General features: G+C 61.2%; 20 protein-coding genes. 5 read left to right on the top strand and 15 right to left on the bottom strand.

Going from position 1 to position 21,180, the window contains the following annotated elements; all coding sequences use genetic code 11:
- A partial coding sequence (locus tag ACFQ95_RS21205) for a helicase-related protein (protein ID WP_422834228.1) occupies positions 1-1,155 on the bottom strand: 1,155 nt, incomplete at its 3' end.
- Positions 1,156-1,356: 201 nt separating this feature from the next.
- On the opposite strand from ACFQ95_RS21205, the gene argA reads away from it, so the two are divergent.
- Positions 1,357-2,709 (top strand): amino-acid N-acetyltransferase, encoded by a 1,353-nt coding sequence (argA, locus tag ACFQ95_RS21200; RefSeq protein WP_422834223.1) that lies wholly within the window; start codon positions 1,357-1,359, stop codon positions 2,707-2,709.
- 84 nt (positions 2,710-2,793) lie between these two features.
- Here argA and ACFQ95_RS21195 read toward each other — a convergent pair whose 3' ends face one another.
- On the bottom strand, positions 2,794-4,437 hold the full coding sequence (locus tag ACFQ95_RS21195) for an HD domain-containing phosphohydrolase (protein WP_422834221.1): 1,644 nt from the start codon (positions 4,435-4,437) through the stop codon (positions 2,794-2,796).
- A 290-nt stretch (positions 4,438-4,727) separates the two neighbouring features.
- On the opposite strand from ACFQ95_RS21195, the gene ACFQ95_RS21190 reads away from it, so the two are divergent.
- Together ACFQ95_RS21190 and ACFQ95_RS21185 are read left to right on the top strand one after the other, a co-directional pair.
- Positions 4,728-5,495 carry a basic amino acid ABC transporter substrate-binding protein gene (locus tag ACFQ95_RS21190; RefSeq protein WP_422834219.1) on the top strand — a complete coding sequence of 256 codons (768 nt, stop codon included), beginning with the start codon at positions 4,728-4,730 and terminating at the stop codon, positions 5,493-5,495.
- A gap of 93 nt (positions 5,496-5,588) precedes the next feature.
- Positions 5,589-6,362 carry an amino acid ABC transporter permease gene (locus ACFQ95_RS21185; RefSeq protein ID WP_422834217.1) on the top strand — a complete coding sequence of 258 codons (774 nt, stop codon included), beginning with the start codon at positions 5,589-5,591 and terminating at the stop codon, positions 6,360-6,362.
- 9 nt (positions 6,363-6,371) lie between these two features.
- Here ACFQ95_RS21185 and ACFQ95_RS21180 read toward each other — a convergent pair whose 3' ends face one another.
- The 8 genes from ACFQ95_RS21180 to ACFQ95_RS21145 form a co-directional block, all read right to left on the bottom strand.
- Positions 6,372-6,878, bottom strand: coding sequence for a disulfide bond formation protein B (locus tag ACFQ95_RS21180; RefSeq protein WP_422834215.1), 507 nt, complete (start codon positions 6,876-6,878; stop codon positions 6,372-6,374).
- 173 nt (positions 6,879-7,051) lie between these two features.
- On the bottom strand, positions 7,052-8,164 hold the full coding sequence (locus tag ACFQ95_RS21175) for a sulfate/molybdate ABC transporter ATP-binding protein (RefSeq protein ID WP_422834214.1): 1,113 nt from the start codon (positions 8,162-8,164) through the stop codon (positions 7,052-7,054).
- Between the two features lie 14 nt (positions 8,165-8,178).
- Positions 8,179-9,093 (bottom strand): sulfate ABC transporter permease subunit CysW, encoded by a 915-nt coding sequence (gene cysW, locus ACFQ95_RS21170; RefSeq protein ID WP_422834212.1) that lies wholly within the window; start codon positions 9,091-9,093, stop codon positions 8,179-8,181.
- Complete coding sequence (cysT, locus tag ACFQ95_RS21165) at positions 9,090-9,962, bottom strand: sulfate ABC transporter permease subunit CysT (RefSeq protein ID WP_422834210.1); 873 nt, start codon at positions 9,960-9,962, stop codon at positions 9,090-9,092. The genes cysW and cysT overlap by 4 nt, the downstream gene beginning before the upstream one ends.
- Positions 9,963-10,964: a sulfate ABC transporter substrate-binding protein gene (locus ACFQ95_RS21160; protein WP_422834208.1), complete on the bottom strand. Its 1,002-nt coding sequence runs from the start codon at positions 10,962-10,964 to the stop codon at positions 9,963-9,965.
- Positions 10,961-11,593 carry an RBBP9/YdeN family alpha/beta hydrolase gene (locus ACFQ95_RS21155; RefSeq protein WP_422834206.1) on the bottom strand — a complete coding sequence of 211 codons (633 nt, stop codon included), beginning with the start codon at positions 11,591-11,593 and terminating at the stop codon, positions 10,961-10,963. Before ACFQ95_RS21155 ends, ACFQ95_RS21160 begins: the two co-directional genes overlap by 4 nt.
- Positions 11,594-11,722: 129 nt before the next feature.
- On the bottom strand, positions 11,723-12,202 hold the full coding sequence (locus ACFQ95_RS21150) for a VOC family protein (protein WP_422834205.1): 480 nt from the start codon (positions 12,200-12,202) through the stop codon (positions 11,723-11,725).
- Between the two features lie 95 nt (positions 12,203-12,297).
- A complete protein-coding gene (locus tag ACFQ95_RS21145; RefSeq protein ID WP_422834203.1) occupies positions 12,298-13,194 on the bottom strand; it encodes a LysR substrate-binding domain-containing protein in 897 nt (298 codons plus the stop codon).
- Between the two features lie 145 nt (positions 13,195-13,339).
- Between ACFQ95_RS21145 and ACFQ95_RS21140 the strand changes: the two genes are divergently transcribed.
- Positions 13,340-13,987 carry an FMN-dependent NADH-azoreductase gene (locus ACFQ95_RS21140; protein WP_422834201.1) on the top strand — a complete coding sequence of 216 codons (648 nt, stop codon included), beginning with the start codon at positions 13,340-13,342 and terminating at the stop codon, positions 13,985-13,987.
- Here the strand turns inward: ACFQ95_RS21140 and ACFQ95_RS21135 are convergent.
- Both ACFQ95_RS21135 and ACFQ95_RS21130 read right to left on the bottom strand, forming a co-directional pair.
- A complete protein-coding gene (locus tag ACFQ95_RS21135) occupies positions 13,984-17,664 on the bottom strand; it encodes a sensor domain-containing protein (RefSeq protein WP_422834199.1) in 3,681 nt (1,226 codons plus the stop codon). The genes ACFQ95_RS21140 and ACFQ95_RS21135 overlap by 4 nt on opposite strands.
- Before the next feature lie 348 nt (positions 17,665-18,012).
- The gene (locus ACFQ95_RS21130; protein ID WP_422834197.1) at positions 18,013-18,561 is read right to left on the bottom strand and encodes an NADPH-dependent FMN reductase; all 549 of its coding nucleotides are present in this window, start codon (positions 18,559-18,561) and stop codon (positions 18,013-18,015) included.
- A 260-nt stretch (positions 18,562-18,821) separates the two neighbouring features.
- Here ACFQ95_RS21130 and ACFQ95_RS21125 point away from each other — a divergent pair, with 260 nt between their 5' ends.
- Positions 18,822-19,190, top strand: a complete 369-nt coding sequence (locus ACFQ95_RS21125; protein ID WP_422834195.1) for a thioredoxin family protein — start codon at positions 18,822-18,824, stop codon at positions 19,188-19,190.
- 20 nt (positions 19,191-19,210) lie between these two features.
- Here ACFQ95_RS21125 and ACFQ95_RS21120 read toward each other — a convergent pair whose 3' ends face one another.
- From ACFQ95_RS21120 to ACFQ95_RS21110, 3 genes are all read right to left on the bottom strand, one after another.
- Positions 19,211-19,780, bottom strand: coding sequence for a DUF2242 domain-containing protein (locus ACFQ95_RS21120; protein WP_422834193.1), 570 nt, complete (start codon positions 19,778-19,780; stop codon positions 19,211-19,213).
- Positions 19,781-19,831: 51 nt separating this feature from the next.
- Positions 19,832-20,209, bottom strand: coding sequence for a DOPA 4,5-dioxygenase family protein (locus ACFQ95_RS21115; RefSeq protein WP_422834226.1), 378 nt, complete (start codon positions 20,207-20,209; stop codon positions 19,832-19,834).
- A gap of 162 nt (positions 20,210-20,371) precedes the next feature.
- Positions 20,372-21,172: a MetQ/NlpA family ABC transporter substrate-binding protein gene (locus tag ACFQ95_RS21110; protein ID WP_422834191.1), complete on the bottom strand. Its 801-nt coding sequence runs from the start codon at positions 21,170-21,172 to the stop codon at positions 20,372-20,374.
- Positions 21,173-21,180: the final 8 nt, after the last annotated feature.

Below are 21,180 nucleotides of genomic sequence, written 5' to 3'. Positions count from 1 at the left end.
CACCGAGCCCAGGTGCAGCGACTTCATGCGCAAGATCACACCGGCGAGCGAGCTGCGCAGGATTTCGGGGTCGGTGAAGCGCGAGCGGCTGTTGAAGTCGGCCTCGTCGTAGAGGCGTATACAAATGCCGTCGGCCACACGGCCGCAACGGCCGGCGCGCTGGTTGGCCGCAGCCTGGCTCACCGGCTCGACCAGCAACTGCTCGACCTTGCTTCTAAAAGAATAGCGCTTGACGCGCGCCGTGCCTGCGTCAATGACATATCGAATGCCTGGCACCGTGAGCGAGGTTTCGGCCACGTTGGTGGCCAGCACGATGCGCCGGCCGGTGTGGCCGTCAAAAATGCGGTCTTGCTCGGGCCCGCTCAAGCGTGCAAACAGCGGCAGCACTTCGGCATTACGCAGCGTGGGCTGGTGGCTCAGGTGTTTGCGCAGGTGGTCGGTGGCCTCGCGGATTTCGCGCTCGCCGGGCAAAAACACCAGAATGTCGCCGCCCTGGCGCGGGTCGCGCCAGAGTTCGTCCACGCCATCGGCAATGGCCTCGTTCAGGCCATAGTCGCGGCTTTCTTCATAGGGGCGGTAACGCTGCTCCACCGGGAAGGTGCGGCCGGACACCATGATCACCGGCGCAGGCACCAGGTCCTTGCCTTTGCTGCCGGGCTTTGGGAACGCAAAGTGATCGGCAAACCGCTGCGCATCAATCGTGGCCGAGGTGACGATGACCTTCAGGTCGGGCCGGCGCGGCAGGATCTCGCGCAGGTAACCCAGCAGGAAGTCGATGTTCAGGCTGCGCTCATGCGCCTCGTCGATGATCAGAGTGTCGTAGGCCTTGAGCAGAGGGTCGGTCTGGGTCTCGGCCAGCAAAATGCCGTCTGTCATCAGCTTCACCGACGCGTCGCGGCTCAAGCGGTCTTGAAAGCGCACCTTGAAGCCGACCACATCCCCCAGCGGGGTCTTCAGCTCTTCGGCAATACGCTTGGCCACCGAACTGGCGGCAATCCGCCGCGGCTGGGTGTGGCCTATCAGGTGGCCGCGCTGGCCCGGATGGTTGAGCTTGCCGCGCCCCAACGCCAGTGCGATCTTGGGCAACTGCGTGGTCTTGCCCGAGCCGGTTTCGCCACAGATGATGACCACCTGGTGGGCGGCGATGGCGGCCATGATCTCGTCGCGCTTGCCGCTGACGGGCAGGTTCTCGGGAAACTCTATGCGCAAAGGGGCGGCAGCCTGCGCCGGTGCAGCAGAAACAGATGACACAGCGGTGACGGTGGGTTCAGACAAGGTAAGACTTCTCAAGCGAAAACTTCGTGGACAATCGCGGATTATCCCAGCCCGCCTCACTCCCCACCTACCAGCGCCGCGATGTCCACTGTTTTCAACTTCACCTTTGTTCCGTGGTTCCGTTCCGTGGCACCCTACATCCACCAGCACCGCGACAAAACCTTTGTGGTGGCGATTGCGGGTGAGGCAATTGCCGCCGGCAAGCTGCAGCACATCGCACAAGACCTGGCACTGATCAAAAGCATGGGTGTGAAGATTGTGCTGGTGCATGGCTTTCGCCCGCAAGTGAACGAACAGCTGCAGGCCAAGGGGCACGAGCCCAAGTATTTCAATGGCATGCGTATCACCGACTCGGTGGCGCTGGACTGCGCGCAAGAAGCCGCCGGCCAGCTGCGCTACGAGATTGAAGCCGCCTTCAGCCAGGGCCTGCCCAACACACCCATGGCGGGCGCCACGGTGCGCATGATCTCGGGCAACTTCATCACCGCACGGCCCGTGGGCATTGTGGATGGTGTGGACTTTCAACACTCGGGCCTGGTGCGCAAGGTCGACTCGGCCGGCATCCGCCGCGCGCTCGACTTCGGCGCCATGGTGCTGCTGTCGCCGTTTGGTTTTTCGCCCACAGGCGAAGCTTTTAACCTGACCATGGAAGACGTGGCCACCAGCGTGGCCACGGAAATCCAGGCCGACAAACTGATCTTCCTGACCGAGGTGCCGGGCATTCGCATGAATCCGCTGGAGCCGGAAAGCGAAGACAACCCCATAGACACCGAGCTGCCGCTGTTCGCCGCCGAAAAACTGCTGGAAGAATTACCCGCGCCGCAAAAGCCCACCGACATCGCCTTCTACCTGCGCCACTGCGTGCAGGCCTGCAAGGCCGGAGTGGAGCGCAGCCACATCCTGCCGTTTGCGGTCGACGGTTCGCTGCTGCTCGAGGTCTACGTGCACGATGGCATAGGCACCATGGTGATCGACGAAAAGCTGGAAAGCGTGCGCGAAGCCAGCTCGGACGACGTGGGCGGCATCTCGCAACTGATAGAGCCGTTTGAAAAGGACGGCACACTGGTCAAGCGCAGCCGCACCGAAATCGAACGCGACGCACACCTCTACACGGTGATCGAACACGATGGTGTGATCTTCGCCTGCGCCGCGCTCTACCCCTACCCCGAGGCCAAGACCGCCGAGATGGCGGCATTGACCGTGTCGCCGCTGAGCCAAGGCCAGGGCGACGGCGAAAAAGTGCTCAAACGCATAGAGCAACGTGCGCGTGCCGCCGGGCTGGAAAGCATTTTTGTGCTGACCACACGCACCATGCACTGGTTCATCAAACGCGGCTTCCAGCCGGTAGACCCCGACTGGCTGCCCGACGCGCGCAAACGCAAGTACAACTGGGACCGGCGCAGCCAGGTGCTGGTGAAGAAGTTGGTCAACTAAGGGCCGACTACAGCTGCCGGCCCTCCGGCCTGCGCGAACTCGGCTGCGTTGAACCGAGCGGCGCCACCCTGCAGTGGCGCCGATTTAGTGGTCGCGCGCGCGTGTGGGCTGGTCCACCTGTGGCAAGTCCAGCTGATCCGGCGCCAGAAACGTCCGCGCATAACGGCGATACACCTTCTGCCGCATGAAAACATCAAACAGCTCGGCGTCGATCTGCCCATTTTTTGTGAGGCGCATCAGGCTCTCAAGCGCTTGCGCCATGCTCATGCTGGACTTGTAGGCGCGGTCACGTGCGGTCAGCGCGCTGAACATCTCGGCAATCGCCAGCATCTTGGCCGGCAGGGACAACTGCTGCGGTGACACCTGCTGCGCCTGCCCTTGGGCATCGAATTGCAGGCCGCGCGTTGCCGCATAGTCGGGGACATTTTTCAAGTGTTTGGGCCAAGGCACCTGACGCAGCAGATAAAGCGTTGCCGCACGGTGCCGGTTGACCAGTTCACGCTCGTGGTCATTCAGCGTGCCCGAGCGTATCGACAGGTTGTCGCGTTCATCGTCCGACAGAAACGGCGTTTGGCGCCCCGCGGGATCGGACCAGCGGCGTTGGCTGCCAATACGCGCCACGCGCTGCAGCGCCTCTTCGTCCATCACCACGCGGCCGGCATTGACCTCGCGCAGAAAGGCCCGGTCGGCTTCCAAGGCAGTTCGGGCAGCGGCGGCATCGGCCTCGATTGCGGCTTCAGCGGCTGCGTCCTGCACCGGCCGCAGCGCCAGTTGCCTGCGCAGTGCGGCAATCTCGGCGTCGCGCTTGAGCACCTCAAAACGGGTGTCCACCAGGCTGATGCGATCGACCACGGTTTGCAGCTTGGTGGCCTTGTCCGTGATATGCACGGGCGTGGAAATCTTGGCGCAGTCGTGCAGCAGGCTGGCGATGCGCAGCTCGTTGCGGTCGCGCTCGGTCAGCGTATAGCCCGCATACGGGCCATCGGTTTCGGCGTTGACGGCTTCGGCCAGCATCATGGCCAGGGCGGGCACCCGCGCAACCTCCTGACCCGAAGAATGCGGCGACTCTTCGTTGATCGCCAGGTTGATCATCCGCAGGAACGACTCGAACAGGTTCTCCAGCTGGTTCACCAGCAAGCGGTTGCTCAGCACAATCGCCGCCTGCGAGGCCAGCGATTCGACCAATCTCTGGTCGGCTTCCGAGAACGTCACCACCCGGCTCAGATCGGGCTCCTGGGCGTTGATCAGCTGCAGTACACCGATGACCTCGCCCTCCTGGTTCTTCATCGGCACGGTGAGGAAAGACTGCGAGCGGTAACCGGTGCGTTGGTCGAACTGCTTGGTACCCGAGAAGTCAAAACCCTCGGCGGTGTAGGCATCTGCAATGTTGACGGTCTGGTCGTGGATGGCCGCATAGGTGGCCACCATGGAATCGTTGAGCGCGCCGTTGGCATCCACCAGTTGCAGCGGCGGAAAGTTCACCTCGTGCCCGGAGGTGCCGCCCAAGAAGATGTCCAACGAGTTTGTGCGCATGATCTCAAAGCGCAGCGCACTGCCATCCTCGGTGATGCGATAGAGGGTGCCGCCATCGGCGTGTGTGATGTTCTTGGCCGCGATCAGAATGCCTTCGAGCAAGGCATCCACATCGTGCTCCTTGGACAGGGCGGCACCAATTTCATTGAGTTGATCGAGTCGGCCAAGCAAGTCGCCGACGAGGTCCATCGCCATATCCTGTTCCTGTCGTTCAGACCCGCCAAACCATTGCCGGAGCCTGTCTCTACAAACCGGTTAACAAAGTTTACATTTATACAAATGTAGCTGAAAGCAGCCTGCAAAGCCGCGTCGTTTCTACATTTCATCGCGCTCGACAGCCCTCGTGCAACAGCTTCACAACACCTGCGCGGCCGCCGCTGCGGCGCCAGCCACCCCAGGGCAAACACTGTCTATACAAGCGCTTTCTATAATTACGCTTCAGTAGCTTTGCCCATCCCTTGAATCCAACCCAAAAGAAGACCGCTATGTCCATTCTTCGCCGCACATTCGCCCTCAGCCTGGGCCTGATCTCCATCGCCACACTCTCGGGCACCGCCATGGCGCAAAACCGCGAACTGGTGGTGGCTTCCAGCGCCACCTACGCGCCGTTCGCGTTCGAAAACAAAGACAAACAAATCGTTGGTTTTGACGTGGACATCATCAACGCCATCGCCAAGCAGCAAAACATCAAGATCAAGCTGGTCAACACCCCTTGGAGCGGCATCTTCGCGGCGTTGAACAACGGCGACGTGGACCTGGTGATCTCCGGCGTGACCATCAACGACAAGCGCCGCCAGAGCTTTGACTTCTCGGCGCCCTACTTCGCCGCCCACCAGTTGATCGCCGTGCCCAAGGACAGCACCGTCACCAGCCTGAAAGACCTGGCCGGCAAGAAGATTGCGGTGGTCAACGCCTCCACCGCTGACGACGTGGCCTCGCGCGAATTCGGCAAGACCAACCCCAACATCCGCCGTTTCGAAAGCACGCCGCTGATCATTTCTGAAGTCGCCGGCGGTGGTGTCGATGCCGCCATTGGCGACAACGGCGTGATCGCCTACCGCGTGTCGCAAACCGCCAACCTCAAGGCCGTGACCGACGCATCCTTCCCCGAAGAAAGCTTTGGCATCGTGGTGAAGAAGGGCGACAAGGCCCTGCAAGACAAGCTCAACGCCGGCCTGGCCGCCGTGCGTGCCGATGGCAGCTACGCGCAGATCTACAAGAAGTGGTTTGCGCAAGACTACAAAGGCCGCTAAGCCGCAAGCCCGCCCCGCCCTCTGAAAATGGCCGCACTGCGGCCTTTTTCTTTGGCTTGAAACGTATCTACTGTTTTTCTTTTTGAGGTTTCCATGGATCAACCCGTGCTCTGGTTCGGCTGGTTTCGCCCCGACATCCTGGTGGAATACCGCCAACTGTTCATAGACGGCGCGCTGACCACCTTGTATATGACCATTGGCTGCGTGCTGATGGGCGGCCTGTGGGGCTTGTGCCTGGCACTGGCCCGCCTGGCGAATGCGCGCCACGCCCCCTGGAGCTGGATCACACGCTTCCTGCTGCGCTGGCCGGCCACGGTTTACGTGAGCTTTTTTCGCGGCACACCCTTGTTCGTACAGATTTTGCTGATGCACTTTGCGGTGATGCCGCTGTTCATCCACCCCACCAGCGGCTTGTTCATCACCGGCGAGTTGGCGCGCACCTTGAAGCAGGAGCACGGCGCCTTGATCTCGGGCGTGGTGGCGCTGACGCTGAATTCGGCGGCCTACATCTCGGAAGTGTTTCGCGCCGGCATACAGTCGATTTCGCGCGGGCAGTTTGACGCTGGCCGCTCGCTGGGCATGCGCCCGCACCAGGTGATGCGCTACATCGTGCTGCCACAAGCCTTTAGACGCATGCTGCCGCCGCTGGGCAACAACGCGATTGCGCTGCTCAAGGACACGTCCCTGGTCTCGGCCATTGGCCTGGCCGAACTGGCTTACGCTGCGCGCACCGTGGCCGGCGCCTATGCACGTTACTGGGAGCCCTACCTGGCGATTTCGCTGGTCTACTGGCTGATGACGCTGGCGCTGACCGGCATGTTGCGCCGCCTGGAACACCGCCTGGCGCGCAGCGACCGAGGCGCTTGAAAAGTCGAATCAGCGCTGACGCAGACGGCGCAGCAGCGTCGTCAGCAGCGTGGCGATCAACACCGCAAAACAGATAAACGACCAGTTGGCGATGGAGCCGCCGAGAAAGGTCCAGTCCACCGCCGAGCAGTCGCCGCCGCCCCTGAAGATCAGGGGCAAGGCGCGCTTGAGCGGAAAGGTTTCAATCATGCCGTAGAGGTCGCGGCCACAGGTGGCAATCTCGGGCGGATACCACTGCAGAAAACTCTGGCGCGCGGCCGTGAAGGCGCCGAAACCGGCAAACACCAAGGCCAAGACGCCAAAGCTCACAAAAGTGCCTTTTCGCTTGCTGAGGGCGGCCAATCCTGCAAAGACAGCTACCAATATGAGAGCGTAGCGCTGCACGATACACATCGGGCACGGCTCCAGGCCTCCAGCCAACTGCAGATACAAGGCAAATCCCAACAAGGCCAGGCATCCCGCACAAACCAGCGCCAGCACGCGGCGTGGCGCGGCATCAATCCAACTCAACAGCATCTGTTTTTCTTTCTGAAAAAGGAAAAGGCCCGGAGCGTGTGCACTCGCAGCCAAAGGCAACAACCGTCAAATGATCAGGTCCTTGCATTGTCTGCGAATGGACACCCCGGGCCTGGGCTTAGTTCCTTCCGCTGGGCCCCCGTACAGGCCCGCTCGTCAGAATCAACCGGGCTTCAGATGTTGGCCGCTTCGTCGAGGAACACACGCGCCTGGCGCGGCGTGACCAGCAGCGTCTGCCCTTCGGCCAGCCCCAACTCGCGGTAACGCGTGGAAGAGAGTTGCGCCTCGACCAGATGGTCGTCGCCTGCGCGGCCCGCGGGTGCGTCCACCGGCATGAGTTCCAGACGCGCAACCGGGCCTATGACAATGGCACGCGTGAGCTTGGCCACAATGCCGCCAGCGGTCTGCATGCCACGGGTGTAGGGCTGCACATCCAGATCGTGTGGCCGCACATAGGCAAAGGCCTTGACGTCCTGTGCGCCACCGTGCTCGGGCGCATTCAGGCGCAAGCCACCTTCGGCTCCCAGCAGCACTTCGCCCTCGTGGGCCCGGCCATGGAACAGGTTCACGTCGCCCAGGAAGCCATAGACAAACGGGCTCGCCGGATGGTCCCAGACCTCTTGGGGCGAACCGATCTGCTCGATCTTGCCCTGGTTCATCAGCACCACGCGGTCGGCCACTTCCAGGGCTTCTTCCTGGTCGTGTGTCACAAAGATGCTGGTGACGTGCAGGTCGTCGTGCAGGCGGCGCAGCCAGCGGCGCAGCTCTTTGCGCACCTTGGCGTCCAGCGCGCCGAACGGCTCGTCGAGCAGCAGCACCTTGGGTTCTACCGCCAGCGCGCGCGCCAAGGCGATACGCTGGCGCTGTCCACCCGACAACTGCGAAGGGTAGCGCTCGGCCAGCCAGTCGAGCTGCACCAGCGACAGCAGTTCCTGCACCTTGGCCTTGATGGCGGCTTCGTTGGGGCGTTGGCCACGCGGCTTCACACGCAGGCCAAAGGCCACGTTCTCGAACACCGTCATGTGGCGGAACAAGGCGTAGTGCTGGAACACAAAACCAACCTGGCGCTCGCGCACATGCACGTCGGTGGTGTCTTCGCCCGAGAACAAAATGCTGCCCCGGTCGGCGGTCTCCAAACCGGCGATGATGCGCAGCAACGTGGTCTTGCCGCAGCCCGAGGGGCCCAGCAGCGCCACCAGTTCGCCAGAAGCGATGTCCAGGCTCACGTCGCCCAGCGCGTTGAAGTTGCCAAACTGCTTGCTGACGTTGCGAATTTCAATGCTCATGATGTCTTTCTGTCTCAGCCTGCGGCGGCTTGGCTCGATGGGGTTGGCCGCTCTGGCGGCAACTCGGCAGCCGCGCGTAAATCACGCTCCTGGCGCCACTCCGCCACCGACTTGATGATCAAGGTGACCACGGCCAGGATGGCCAGCAGCGAGGCCACGGCAAACGCCGCCACCGACTGGTATTCGTTGTAGAGAATCTCCACGTGCAGCGGCAGCGTATTGGTTTGCCCACGGATGTGGCCCGACACCACCGACACCGCGCCAAACTCGCCCATGGCGCGGGCGTTGGTCAGGATCACACCGTAGAGCAAGCCCCACTTGATGTTGGGCAGGGTCACATGCCAGAAGGTTTGCCAGCCGGTGGCGCCCAACACAATCGCGGCCTGTTCTTCGTCGTTGCCCTGCGCCTGCATCAGCGGAATGAGTTCACGCGCAATGAAGGGAAAGGTGACGAAGATGGTGGCCAACACAATGCCCGGCACGGCGAAGATGATCTTCAGGTCGTGCGCCTGCAGCCAAGGGCCAAACCAGCCATTGGCGCCAAACACCAGCACGTACATCAGGCCCGCCACCACCGGCGACACGGAAAACGGCAGATCGACCAGCGTGGTCAGGAAGGCCTTGCCACGGAACTCGAACTTGGCAATCGCCCAGGAGGCGGCAATGCCAAACACCAGGTTCAAGGGCACGGCAATCGCGGTCGCAATCAGCGTGAGCTTGATCGCCGACCAGGCGTCGGGCTCTTTCAGCGCCTCGAAATAGGCGCCAAAGCCTTTGCGCAAGGCCTCGGTGAACACCGCCGCCAGCGGCAACACCAGGAACAGGAACAGAAACACCAGGGTGATGCCAATCAGCAGATAACGCACCCAGGCGGCCTCGGTGGTGCCGGCTTTGGCACGGCGGACTGTACGGTTTGCGGCGCCGCTCATGCCACACTCCCCGTGCGGCGGCGTTGCCAGGCTTGCAAGGCATTGATCACCAGCAGCAACACAAACGAGATCACCAGCATCACCACGGCCACGGCGGTGGCGCCGGCGTAGTCGTACTGCTCGAGCTTGCCGATGATGATCAGCGGCGTGATTTCAGACACCATGGGCATGTTGCCGGCGATGAAAATCACCGAGCCGTATTCACCAATGGCACGCGCAAAAGCCATGGCAAAACCGGTCATGAGCGCAGGCAGCACGTGGGGCAATATCACCTTGGTGAAGATCTGCAGGCGCGTAGCGCCCAGCGAGGTCGCGGCCTCTTCCAGTTCTTTTTCGGCATCTTCCAGCACCGGCTGCACCGTGCGCACCACAAACGGCAAGCCTATGAAGATCAGCGCGATCACCACACCTGCGGGCGTGAACGCCAGCTTGATGCCCATGGGCTCCAGGTACTGACCCAGCCAGCCATTACCGGCCAGCAGCGCCGTGAGCGAAATACCGGCCACGGCCGTGGGCAACGCAAACGGCAGGTCCACCAGCGCATCGACAATCTTTTTGCCGGGGAACTTGTAGCGCACCAGCACCCAGGCGACCAACAGGCCGAACACCAGGTTGACCACGGCGGCAAACAGCGACGCGCCGAACGTGAGGCGGTAAGACGCCATCACACGCGGGCTGGTCACGGCCACCCAGAACTGCTCCAGCGTCAGGCTGAAGGTGCGCAGGAACAAAGCAGACAGCGGGATCAGCACGATCACGCTCAAATAAAACAGCGTATAGCCCAAGGTCAGGCCAAAGCCCGGCAGCACGCGCCGTGGGCTACGCCGTCCGGCAGCCGCTGGGGCTGCCGAGACTTGCGCGGCGGTCATTTATTTCGGAGCCGTGTAGAGCTTGTCGAACTGGCCGCCATCGTTGAAATGGACTTTTTGCGCCTGACCCAGGCTGCCGAAGAACTCTTCAACCGGGAACAGCGTGACCGGCTTGAAGACATCGCTGTACTTCTTCAGCACCGCAGCAGAACGTGGGCGCAGCGCGTGTTTGGCAGCAATTTCCTGGCCTTCGTCAGAGTACAGATAGTCCAGATAGTCCTTGGCCAAAGCTGCCGTGCCCTTCTTGGCCACGGTGCGCTCCACCACGGCCACTGGGTTCTCGGCAATGATGCTGATGCTAGGCAGCACGGCATCGACCTTGCCGTCGCCGAATTCGCGGTTGATGGACACCACTTCGGATTCAAACGTGATCAACACGTCGCCAATGTTGCGCTGCAGGAAGGCGGTGGTGGCGGCGCGGCCACCCGAGGCCAGCACTGGCACGTTTTTGTAGAGCTTGCTGACGAATTCGGCGGCCTGGGCTTCAGTACCACCCTTTTTGCGCACATAGCCCCATGCGGCCAAATAGGCGTAGCGGCCATTGCCACCGGTCTTGGGGTTGACCACGACGATTTGCACGCCGGGTTTGATCAGGTCGTCCCAATCCTTGATGCCCTTGGGGTTGCCGTTGCGTGTCAGGAACAGCATGGTCGAGGTGGTCGGCGATGCATTGTTCGGGAACTTCTTGTTCCAGTCTTTCGCAACCACGCCCTTGTCGGCCAGGAAGTCGATGTCGGTCGAGGTGTTCATGGTCACCACGTCGGCATCCAGGCCTTCGGCCACGGAACGCGCCACGGCGCTGGAGCCCGCATGCGACTGGTCAATCTTCACGTCTTTGCCGGTGGTCTTTTTGGCGTGCGCCACGTAAGCGGCGTTGTAGTCTTTGTAGAACTCGCGTGCGACGTCATAAGAACCGTTGAGCAAGGTGGTGGTTTGCGCCCCAGCAACACCAGCGGCCGTGAACACCAGACCGGCCAAGAGAGATTGAATCGTTTTTTTCATGCAGCTTCCATGGAATGATTAGAAAAGCGGGGCGTATTCTCGCCGTTAGTTGGGGCGCGCAACACCAAAGGAGCGTCGCCAACAAGGGATTGCAGCAAAGCCAGACCTAGGGGCCACTCACCGTGACCGCTGTCGACATTGATGTGGCCGGCGTCCTGCAAGCGCACCAACTCGCTGCCCCAGGCGCGCGCATAGGCACCCGCGAGGCGGATCGGGCAATACGGGTCGTTGCTGCTGGCCACCAGCACATGGCGGTAAGGCAGTTTCTGTGAAGGCACAGGCGCAAAGTCACTCAGCGCGGCGCGGCGCTCGGGGTCGGCCGGGGCCACCAGCAAAGCGCCCTGCACCTGCTGCGTCACCTCAGGCGGCAAATGCGCCACGGCGATACAACCCAGGCTGTGCGCGACCAACACTACAGGTGTTGGCTGCGCTTGTATGGTTTGGCTCAAACGCTCTACCCACGCCTGGCGGTTGGGCGTGTGCCAGTCGTCCTGCTGCACCCGTTCGGCTGCGGCAAAACGTTCACACCACAAGCTTTGCCAATGCGCCGACCCGGAATTGCGCCAACCCGGCACCACAATGATGCGCGGCGCGTGGGCTGGCGTGGGCCGTGGCGGAGAAATGGTCATGCGGGTAAGGCGTCCTTTGAGAAAAGCCCATTCTCCTCATATGCATGACGTATTCAAACTATCGAATTTTTGTTTATATAGACGACTGAGGCATATAAGCGCCTGAAACGCCGTGTACACGCAGCGGCATCAGCCCTTTCGCGCCGCTTCAATCTTGGCGACGTCGATCTTGCCCATGGTCATCATCGCTTCAAACACGCGTTTGGCCACGGCGGGATCGGGGTCGGCAATACCATCGGTCAAAACGCGCGGTGTGATCTGCCACGACAGGCCCCAGCGGTCCTTGCACCAGCCGCACTCACTTTCCTGGCCGCCGTTGCCGACAACTGCATTCCACAAACGATCGGTCTCGGCCTGGTCATCGGTGGCGATCTGGAAAGAGAAGGATTCATTGTGTTTGAAGTGCGGGCCGCCGTTGAGGCCTATGCAGGGAATGCCTGCGACGGTGAACTCTACCGTGAGCACATCCCCCTGCTGGCCATCGGGATAGTCGCCGGGCGCATAAAAAAGCTTGCCAACGCGGCTGTCGGGAAAAGTCGCTGCATAGAACTTGGCAGCGTCCACGGCATCGCCGTCGTACCACAGGCAGATGGTGTTCTTGCTTGTCATATTGCGTCTCCTAAAGGTCTTAGCTTGGTTCACGTCGCGGCAAACTTCCAGGGTTTGCATCTCGTCAGCTTGTCAGAATTTCCCCCGACGCGGATTCAATCCATAGGCCCTGCGGCTTCCAGAAAATCCAAAAACAACCTGACCGCCGGCACCAGGCCCCGGCGAGAAGCAAAAACCGCATGTACATGGCTGGAAGGCAGACCCCAGCCGGGCAATAGATGTGTCAAACGGCCCGCAGCGATTTCATCGGCACACATGGATTGCGGCAGAAAGGTCGCGCCCACACCACCCAAAACCGCCAGCCGCAAGGTCAGCAAATCATTGGCAACATAGCGCGGCTGGTGTAGCCACAGCCACTCGGCGCCGCTGTCATTCATCAGCCGAATGCTGCTGCGCCCTTCCACCGCCGACATGGCCACAGAGTCCAGCCGCCCCAGATCTTCAGGCTGCTGCGGCACACCCTGACGCTCTAACAAGAGCGGGCTGGCCACCAGCAAGCCAGTGCTGGTCGACAAGCGTTTCACCACCAGGCTGCCGCTGTCCTCCAGGCTGGCGCGCACACGCAGCGCAACGTCAACCCCCTCTTCCACCACATCCACCACGCGGTTGGTCACTTCCATCTCAATCCTCACCTGTGGGTGCGCGGCCATGAACTGCGGCAACATCGCCCCCAGCCGGCCTTGCGCGATGGTGACCGGGCATGTGACACGCACCGTGCCGCGCGGTTCGGCACGCATATGCTGCACCGCTTCATCGGCAGCGGCGGCCTCGGCGCGCATGGCCAGACAGTGGCGGTAATAGGCCTCACCGACGCTGGTCAGCGACAGGCTGCGCGTGGTGCGCTGCAGCAAACGCACACCCAGGCGCGCTTCGAGTTCGGCAACGCGGCGCGACAAACGCGACTTGGGCAAACCCAGGCTGCGTCCAGCGGCCGCAAAACCGCCCTGCTGAACCACTTCAGCAAAGTAAAACATGTCGTTGAGATCCTGCACAACGCCTCCAAAAACCACCACAGCGGTCGATTGTTCCAAATTCAGGACAATCTATCGCGTTTTGAGCACCTTATCAATCATTACCTCCGCCCCGACAATTAATCACCGGCCACAGTTTCGTGGCACCAACCACTGAAAGACCTGTATGAAGCTCTTGCACATTGACTCCAGCGTTCTGGGCGACAACTCTGTGACCCGCGACCTGACCCAGCGCATCGTTGCGCAATGGCGTGCCAGCCACCCTGGCACCGAAGTTGAGCACCTGGACCTGGCCGTGAACGCCCCCAGCCACCTCGACGCCAACTCGCTGGGCTTTCGCCTGCCCGCAGACGCCGCACTGAGCGACGTACAACGCCGCGAAAACGCCGTATCCGAAGCGCTGGTGAGCCAGTTCCTGGCTGCCGACGTGATCGTCATCGGCGCCCCGCTCTACAACTTCACCATCCCTACCCAATTGAAGGCCTGGATAGACCGCATCGCGCAAGTCGGCCGTACCTTCAAGTACACCGAAACCGGCCCCGTGGGCTTGGCCGGTGGCAAGACCGTGATCGTGGCCTCGGGCCGTGGCGGCGTGTACTCCACCAGCGCTGGCGGCACCGCCATGGAACACCAGGAAAGCTACCTCGGCGTGCTGTTTGGTTTCCTGGGCATCACCGATGTGCGTTTTGTACGCGCTGAAGGTGTGGCCATGGGTGCGGACGCCAAGGCCAAGGCTTTGAGCGCTGCGGATGTCGCCATCAAGGGCTTGACCCAGGGCGCGGCCAATCAAAGCGAGGTCAGCCTGGCGGCCTAAGCCTTGCCCGAACTGACGGCGCCTACGGCGTTGTTGGCCTCGAGAGCGCGCTGGGCGAGAAACTCGTTCAGCGCGCTTTGCGCCAAGGGGCGGCTGAACAAATAGCCTTGGTAGGCCTGGCAGCCTTTTTCTTCGAGAAAATCGCGCTGCTCTATGTTCTCCACCCCTTCGGCGATCACCCCCAAGCCCAAGCTGTGCCCCAGGGCGATCACCGTGCTGGCGATGGCGGCATCGTTGGAGTCGGACAAAACGTCACGCACAAAAGACTGGTCGATCTTCAATTGGTCCAGCGGCAAACGCTTGAGATAGACCAAGGACGAATAGCCGGTGCCAAAGTCGTCGAGCGAAAAGCTCACCCCTATCGATTTCAAGGCCTCCATCTTGGAGATGACGGAATCCATGTCGTCGACCAGGACACTCTCGGTCAACTCCAGCTTGAGTTGATCAGGTGCGGCCCCTGAGGCCCTCAATACGTCCTTGACCTGCTTGACAAACTCCGGATGCCTGAACTGCCGCGGGCTGACGTTCACGGCCATGGTCAAGGCGCGCGTGGATGGGTTGTGGCGCCATTCGGCCAAAACACTGCAAGCCATTTCCAGCACGCGGTGGCCGAGCTCAAAAATCAAGCCCACCTCTTCACACAAGGGGATGAACACCGCGGGTGAGACCAGCCCACGCTGGGGGCTGTTCCAGCGCACCAGCGCCTCCACACCCAGCAGTTGTCCGGCATGGTCGACCTGCGGCTGGTAATGCAACAAAAACTCGTCTTCCACAAACGCCTGGCGCAAGGCGACTTCCAGATCGGCACGTTCGGACACGACGGATTGCAAACCTACGTCAAAAAAGCGCAGCGTATGCCGGCCGGCGCTCTTGGCCTGGTACATGGCGATATCGGCTTGTTTCAGCAGTTCACCGGCATCGTTGGCGTGGCTGAGAAACGGCGCAATGCCAATACTTGAGCGACCGTGGTAATCAAAACCGGCCAAGCGGTAGGGCACGCTCAATTCGCGGATGATGCGCTCGCCCACCAGGCGTGCCCTGGCGGCCACCTCCACCGTGCCCACGCCCAAAGCCTCCAGCAACACCACGAACTCGTCGCCGCCAAGCCGCGCCACGGTGTCGGTCTTGCTCACGCAGGCACAAAGGCGGCTGCCGACTTCCTGCAGCAGCAGATCACCCTTGTCATGCCCCAGGGTTTCGTTGATGGTCTTGAAATTGTCCAGGTCGATCAGCAACACAGCGCCGCCCAGGGCCTCAGTTCCTTGCACGCGCTCCACGGCGGCCTGCAGCCGTTCTTGCAACAACACGCGATTCGGCAAACCCGTCAGGGCGTCGTAGAACGCCAGGGTCTGGATCTTCAATTCGGCCATCTTGCGTTCGGTGATGTCGGTGTCTATCACCAGCACCGTCTGCTCCTGGCCGTTTTCGCCGTCCACCAGGGTCCAGCGGCTTTCCACCGTGACAAAACGACCGTCCTTGCAACGCTTGGTGTCTTCTCCATGCCATTCCCCGACCGCACGCAGCGCCTCCATGGGGGCATCGCGCTGGGGACGGCTGGCCCCGAGCAGCAGCCTTGCGGACTGGTGCAGGGCTTCGTCTGCCGTCCAGCCGAACAGCCGCTCAGAGCCTTTGTTCCAGTACAACACGCGGCCCTTCATGTCACATACCGTGATCGCGTCCTGCGCATGGTCCAGCAGCCGTGCCAGGTCGCGGATGCGTGCACCCGCGGCCTGTTGCGTCAGTTCGGTCGCCGCGCGGCTGGCAAAAATCTGCAGCATGGAACACACCAGCTCGGCGTGTTCCGGCTTTTGGTCGTAGCCCAGCAGCATCAGGCCAATCGGTGCGCCATCCTGGTTGTCGATACGCCGCACAACGTGAAAATGGGTGCTCAATTGCGCCAACACCGGCACGTTGGCAAAGGCTTGGATGGCCGGCGCTTCTATGCAGCTCTCGTGGCGGCCCAAAAGTGCGGCCAAATCGCTGGTCGATCCTGGCGCAGTGGTTTTGCTGCTCCCCAAGACCCAGCCAAAAGGCACTTGCTGGGTGCCGTGCACCACCGCCCCCAAGGAGCGCAATGCGGTCGCAGCGCCATCTTCAGGCGGCAGCAAACGGAACACAAAACCGCATTGGGCCCGCAGCGCATCGGCCATGTTCAAGGCCAACTGCTCAAAAAAAGCAGTACCCGATGCAGAGATCGCAGCCGCAACCTTCATCACCGCAATCTGTATGCGCTGCTGCGCCTGTTCAGCGCTTTGCTGCCGCGCCAGATTACGCAGGTTGACAACACCAAAGGCCAAATTGTCGGCCAGCTCTTCCAGCAGCTTCAGTTCCTCCGCGCTCACCTGCGCCACCTGCAGTGAACACAAATTCAGCGCGCCAAAGGTCTGCCCGCCATCACGCAGCGGCAGGCTGATGCAACTCTTGAAGCCGGCAGCCAAGGCGCGGTCCGCCTGCGGCAAGCTTGGCACTGCGGCGGCGATATCTTCTATGACCACCGCATGACCGCTGCGAATCACCCGGCCCGAGGGGCCGAGCCCGCGCGGACTCTGCTCATCCCAGCTCGGATTGAGATAGGCCAGCAGTTGCTGCGCTTGGCCAGCATGCGCCACGGTGACGACGTTTTTGCCGGCGTCCTGTTGGGCCATGCCGATAAATGCCAGTCGGTAGTGCCCCAGTTGCACCACAATTTCACAGGCGCGGTGCAGCAACTCAGCCTCATTGGCGGCACGCGGCAAAGCTTGCGCCACTGCGCTGAGCATTTTTTGCGCGCGGCTGACCTTGGCCAATTGGCGTTCAGTTTCCACGCGTTGGGTGACATCGGCGACCAACACCAGCCGACTCATTTCGCCTTCGAAGTCAACCAGGTTCATCCAGATTTCAACCTCGACCGCGCGCCCGCTTTTGGTCCTGTGGGTGCGGCGCAGGCCCTCGACCATGCGGGCGTTGCGCGTGTGCTCCATCATCTTCTGGCGCTCGGTCGGATCTTGCTCCCACAAGAAATCCGAGGCGTGCATCTGCAAAAACTCAGCGTCGCTGTAGCCATAGAGCCGCCGCGTCGACTGGTTCACCGCCACCACCTGTCGGGTGGCGTGCGACAAGACGTACATGGGCAGGGGGCTGTTCAAGAACAACTGCTGGTACTGCGCCTGGGAAAGCTGCAATCGCTGGCTGGTGCGGTGTAATTGAATGGTGTTGACCAAGGAATCCGCCAACACCATGAAGCGGGCCGCAAACAGGTCGCTGAAGGTGTGTGTGGGCTTGAACAGCAAATGGATCAAGCCAACACACTGCCCCCCCATGCGCAGCGGCGCCACCACAATGTTGAAGCGCTCCGTCCGCTCGCTGAGCTTCTCACGACGCGAATGCCCCTCGGGTTGGCGTGCCTGCAGGGACACCAGCTGGTTCTGGCCCAGCAGCACCTTGGCCGACTGCATGGCTTGCGAGGACAAATCGTCATGGACTTCGGCCCCCAGATGCTGTGCCAGACAGCCGGCAACGCCGCGGTACACCAAGGCATCCCCCTGCAGTGAAATGCCAACTCCCTCGCAGCCTATGAGCAGCAACAACATGCGTTCTGCAGAGTCTTTCAGCAGACTGGCCAAGTCATCCTCGAACAATGGCAGCAGGCTCTTGGGCAGAATGTGTTCGGGGCCGAGCAGCGTGACGTGTTCAGCCATCTTCATCCGCCCCTGGCCAGCCGCCATTCCATGCATTCCCACGCGCCCAGCCACGGCAGCACTTTGACGGGCTGCAGCAGTGGCGCACAGGCTAGAGGAAGGTGGTGAAGCGGGGGCATCGATCAGTTAAGAGACAGTGGTGTGACCGCATGTCTGGTATCACAAGGTCTGAAGTCATCTTCACTGAAGGAACCCAGGCGGTCAAGAAGTGATGCTAATCATATGCCCACACATCAACATGACTGCAACGGAACGTACAAACCGCGGCATGGCAGGGCGGCATCGCGCAAGCCAGGGCAGCAATGCCGCCTTACTCCTGCGCTCGCATGCCGCCTGCTGCGGCAGGTCTCAAAGGTGCTTTTGAACCCAGGCGGTGTACTGCGTCATCCAGCCTTGCAGGAAAGCCAGACTAGCTTCGCCTATGCTGCCGTCGGGGTTGAACAGGCCTTCCTTGGCGTGGATAAAAACTTCTGGCTGGCCCAGGGTTGGCACATTCAGATAGCCCAGAATGTTGCGCAGATGCTGCTGCGCCATGGCGGTGCCAATGGCGCCCACCGAAGCCCCGACCACCGCACCTGGCTTGCCGCCCCAGACACTCTTGCCATAGGGGCGAGAGGCATGGTCAATGGCGTTTTTCAGCACACCAGGAATGGAACGGTTGTATTCGGGTGTCACGAACAACAGGGCTTGCGAAGCCGCGATCTGCTCCTTGAAACGCACAACCGTTGCCGCCGGACTGGCGTCATCGTCCTGGTTGTACAGCGGCAGATCGTCAAGCTTCAATATCTCAAAGCTGAAATCTGGCGGTGCCAGCTTCGCCAGCCCCTTGGCCAACTTCAGGTTAAAGGAATCCTTGCGCAAGCTGCCAACAATGACAGCGACCTTGATCTGGGCCATGAAACACTCCAAAGTTGAATGTCGAAAATAACCAGCACGCCGCTGCGCTCGCAGCAAACGTCGCCACATCATCGCCGCTTTGCAAAAGGCTAGCAATTTGCTGTGGCCTGTTGGCGCGGGCTCTCCGCTTGACTCCAAACCAAAAGGGCTTGCTCGCAGGTCTGGGTGTATTGCAGCAGCTTTTATTTTGATAGCACCCCAGGTCAGCAGGCATTTCCCAGCGCGCTTGGCGGACATGCCAAGTCTGCGATCATCGCCCCATGAGTTCCACGTCTGCGCCCTCCGCTTCCCACCCTGCCCTGGTCGCCTGCCTGTGCGCCGATTGGTGCGGCAGCTGCCGCGAGTACCAAGACCGCTTTGCCGCGATGGCCAGGCAGTTTCCTGGCGCCCGTTTTGTCTGGGTGGATATCGAAGACGAGGCCGAGCTGGTGGACCCGGTGGAGGTCGAAAACTTCCCCACGCTGCTCGTCAGCGTTGATGGCCAAGCCACCTTTTTTGGCAGCATTACGCCGCAAGCCGAAACACTGGAGCGTCTGGTGCGTGCGCAACTGGATGCCAACCCCGCGCCCTTGAAGGACACGGCCATACAAGCGCTTGCGCTGCGTTTGCAGCAGCACACAGCGGCTTAAACCGCAAACCCAAGCTCAAGCTACTTTTTTGGCAGAGGTGATGGCGCGGCTGGGCCCAGCTCACTTTCGTCTATGGACAAATAGCGCTGCACCACGGCAAAAAAGCTGTCGTAAAACTTCTCTGAAGAGATGGTTTCACTGGCGATACGCACCATGGAGTCGTTGCTGGCAGAGAGCGGCACGGACACCGAGCCCAAGGCGCCCACCCCCAGGCTGGCCGAGTTGTTGCTCTTCTTGAGCGCGTAACGGTCTTGCAGCGCGGTGACAAAGCCCAGCGTCAGTTGCCCATCGCGGCTCTCGGGTGCACACACCACACGGATTTCCATCTGCAGATGGGTCTCGTGGTCGGGCTGAAAACTCTTTTGCCCCTGTACCTGCTCGGTGCTGCTGGAGGTGATCACATACCCCTGGCTCAGCAGCGCGCGGCGCGACGCCTCACAGGTCTGCTTGGGCGAAGCGTCGAACAAACGGGTGAAGGTTTCCGATGAGTTGAAGTTTTCCTGCATGGGCACCGACTGCAGCGGCATGGAACACCCCGCCAGCCACACAGCGCCCCCGAGCCCGCACCAGGCCCAGCGACGCACAGACATTGACCAGCGAGAAAAGATGCGAGGCAAAACCGTCAAAGAAAGGCACTCCATTCAGAAATCGTAGTGTGTCGGGACTTCCGATAAAACCGAAAGTTCCAACGGCCGTATCGCGCCCATCCAGATCGCACGGTCGCGGTGGTCAACCAGATCGTTGCCGGTAACCGGGTGGATGAACACCACCAGGCCATTTCTATGCAGGGTCAACCACGGTATCAATTCTCCGAAAACCGGCGGCGCAAATGCCAGTTGGCAGCTCCAGTCGGGATGTGGTCCTACAGGTTTTTCATGCACGCGGCCCATCTTCAGCTTGAAAAGGCCAGCGGCTTGCTCACACAGCGCACGCGCTTGCGGCAAGGTAGTGGCATCAAAATACACATGCGCGTGATAGCCCATGATGCGCGGCGCATTGGAGAACGACGGAGTGGTCATGCAGGTAGCCGTGAGAGGAAGCAAATCCCCATTCTGCACGCTATCAACGCGCCACAAAGCAGACGGGGCCAAAAGAATCGCTTCTTTTGGCCCCGTGGTAAAGCAGTGGTTAAAAGGCGGTAAACCGCCCGTCAACAATGCTTCAGCTTATCTCAAACCGGCTTAGAAACCCGTCAGAACCGAGCCCTTGAACTCGGTCTTGATGAAGCTGCGCACAGCGTCCGAATGGTAGGCCTTGACGAACTTGGCGACCCAGGGCTGGCTCTTGTCCTGCTCGCGTACCACCAGAATGTTCACGTAAGGCGACTTGGCGCTTTCCTGGGCGATGGCGTCCTTCAGCGGATCCAGGCCGGCGGACATGGCGAAGTTGGTGTTGATGGCCGAGACTTCCAGATCGTCGAGCGAGCGTGGCAGTTGCGCGGCTTCCAGTTCCACGAACTTGATCTTCTTTGGGTTTTCGGTCACATCCAGCGGCGTGGCCTTCAGGCCGGCTTCGGCACGCACCTTGATCAGGCCCAGCGACTGCAGCAACAGCAACACGCGGCCACCATTGGTGGGGTCATTCGGAATGCCGAACTTGGAGCCGTCCTTCAGATCCTTCAGGTCCTTGATCTTCTTGGAGTAGATGCCGATGGGGTACAGCACGGTGTCGCCCACGGCCACCAGCTTGTAGCCGCGGTCCTTGACTTGCAGGTCGAGGAAGGGCTTGTGTTGGTAGCTGTTCGCATCCAGGTCACCCGAGGCCAGCGCGGCATTGGGTTGGATGTAGTCGCTGAACTCCACGATCTGGATCTTCAGGCCGTCTTTTTCGGCAACCTTCTTGACCTGCTCCATGATCTGCGCGTGGGGGCCGGCGGTCACACCCACCTTGATGGAAGACTTGTCTTGGGCGAACGCCGCACCGGCGAAGGTCACGGCCACCGCAGCGGCGATCACGGATTGGAGAAGAGCACGTTTTTGCATGGAAATCC

The organism is Variovorax sp. HJSM1_2 (genome assembly GCF_049316285.1).
Classification (GTDB): domain Bacteria; phylum Pseudomonadota; class Gammaproteobacteria; order Burkholderiales; family Burkholderiaceae_C; genus Rhodoferax_B.
Note: the sequence above shows the minus strand (reverse complement) of the source record. Positions and strands in the feature narration are given on the sequence as shown.

What these genes read in the sequence shown, in the direction of transcription:
- ACFQ95_RS21130 (WP_422834197.1), bottom strand. Translation starts at nt 18,561, where the DNA reads ATGGCCCAGATCAAGGTCGCTGTCATTGTTGGCAGCTTGCGCAAGGAT.
- ACFQ95_RS21120 (WP_422834193.1), bottom strand. Translation starts at nt 19,780, where the DNA reads ATGTCTGTGCGTCGCTGGGCCTGGTGCGGGCTCGGGGGCGCTGTGTGG.
- ACFQ95_RS21135 (WP_422834199.1), bottom strand. Translation starts at nt 17,664, where the DNA reads ATGGCTGAACACGTCACGCTGCTCGGCCCCGAACACATTCTGCCCAAG.
- ACFQ95_RS21195 (WP_422834221.1), bottom strand. Translation starts at nt 4,437, where the DNA reads ATGGCGATGGACCTCGTCGGCGACTTGCTTGGCCGACTCGATCAACTC.
- ACFQ95_RS21110 (WP_422834191.1), bottom strand. Translation starts at nt 21,172, where the DNA reads ATGCAAAAACGTGCTCTTCTCCAATCCGTGATCGCCGCTGCGGTGGCC.
- ACFQ95_RS21180 (WP_422834215.1), bottom strand. Translation starts at nt 6,878, where the DNA reads ATGCTGTTGAGTTGGATTGATGCCGCGCCACGCCGCGTGCTGGCGCTG.
- ACFQ95_RS21155 (WP_422834206.1), bottom strand. Translation starts at nt 11,593, where the DNA reads ATGACCATTTCTCCGCCACGGCCCACGCCAGCCCACGCGCCGCGCATC.
- ACFQ95_RS21125 (WP_422834195.1), top strand. Translation starts at nt 18,822, where the DNA reads ATGAGTTCCACGTCTGCGCCCTCCGCTTCCCACCCTGCCCTGGTCGCC.
- ACFQ95_RS21140 (WP_422834201.1), top strand. Translation starts at nt 13,340, where the DNA reads ATGAAGCTCTTGCACATTGACTCCAGCGTTCTGGGCGACAACTCTGTG.
- ACFQ95_RS21160 (WP_422834208.1), bottom strand. Translation starts at nt 10,964, where the DNA reads ATGAAAAAAACGATTCAATCTCTCTTGGCCGGTCTGGTGTTCACGGCC.
- ACFQ95_RS21185 (WP_422834217.1), top strand. Translation starts at nt 5,589, where the DNA reads ATGGATCAACCCGTGCTCTGGTTCGGCTGGTTTCGCCCCGACATCCTG.
- ACFQ95_RS21190 (WP_422834219.1), top strand. Translation starts at nt 4,728, where the DNA reads ATGTCCATTCTTCGCCGCACATTCGCCCTCAGCCTGGGCCTGATCTCC.
- ACFQ95_RS21150 (WP_422834205.1), bottom strand. Translation starts at nt 12,202, where the DNA reads ATGACAAGCAAGAACACCATCTGCCTGTGGTACGACGGCGATGCCGTG.
- cysW (WP_422834212.1), bottom strand. Translation starts at nt 9,093, where the DNA reads ATGAGCGGCGCCGCAAACCGTACAGTCCGCCGTGCCAAAGCCGGCACC.
- ACFQ95_RS21115 (WP_422834226.1), bottom strand. Translation starts at nt 20,209, where the DNA reads ATGACCACTCCGTCGTTCTCCAATGCGCCGCGCATCATGGGCTATCAC.
- cysT (WP_422834210.1), bottom strand. Translation starts at nt 9,962, where the DNA reads ATGACCGCCGCGCAAGTCTCGGCAGCCCCAGCGGCTGCCGGACGGCGT.
- ACFQ95_RS21175 (WP_422834214.1), bottom strand. Translation starts at nt 8,164, where the DNA reads ATGAGCATTGAAATTCGCAACGTCAGCAAGCAGTTTGGCAACTTCAAC.
- argA (WP_422834223.1), top strand. Translation starts at nt 1,357, where the DNA reads ATGTCCACTGTTTTCAACTTCACCTTTGTTCCGTGGTTCCGTTCCGTG.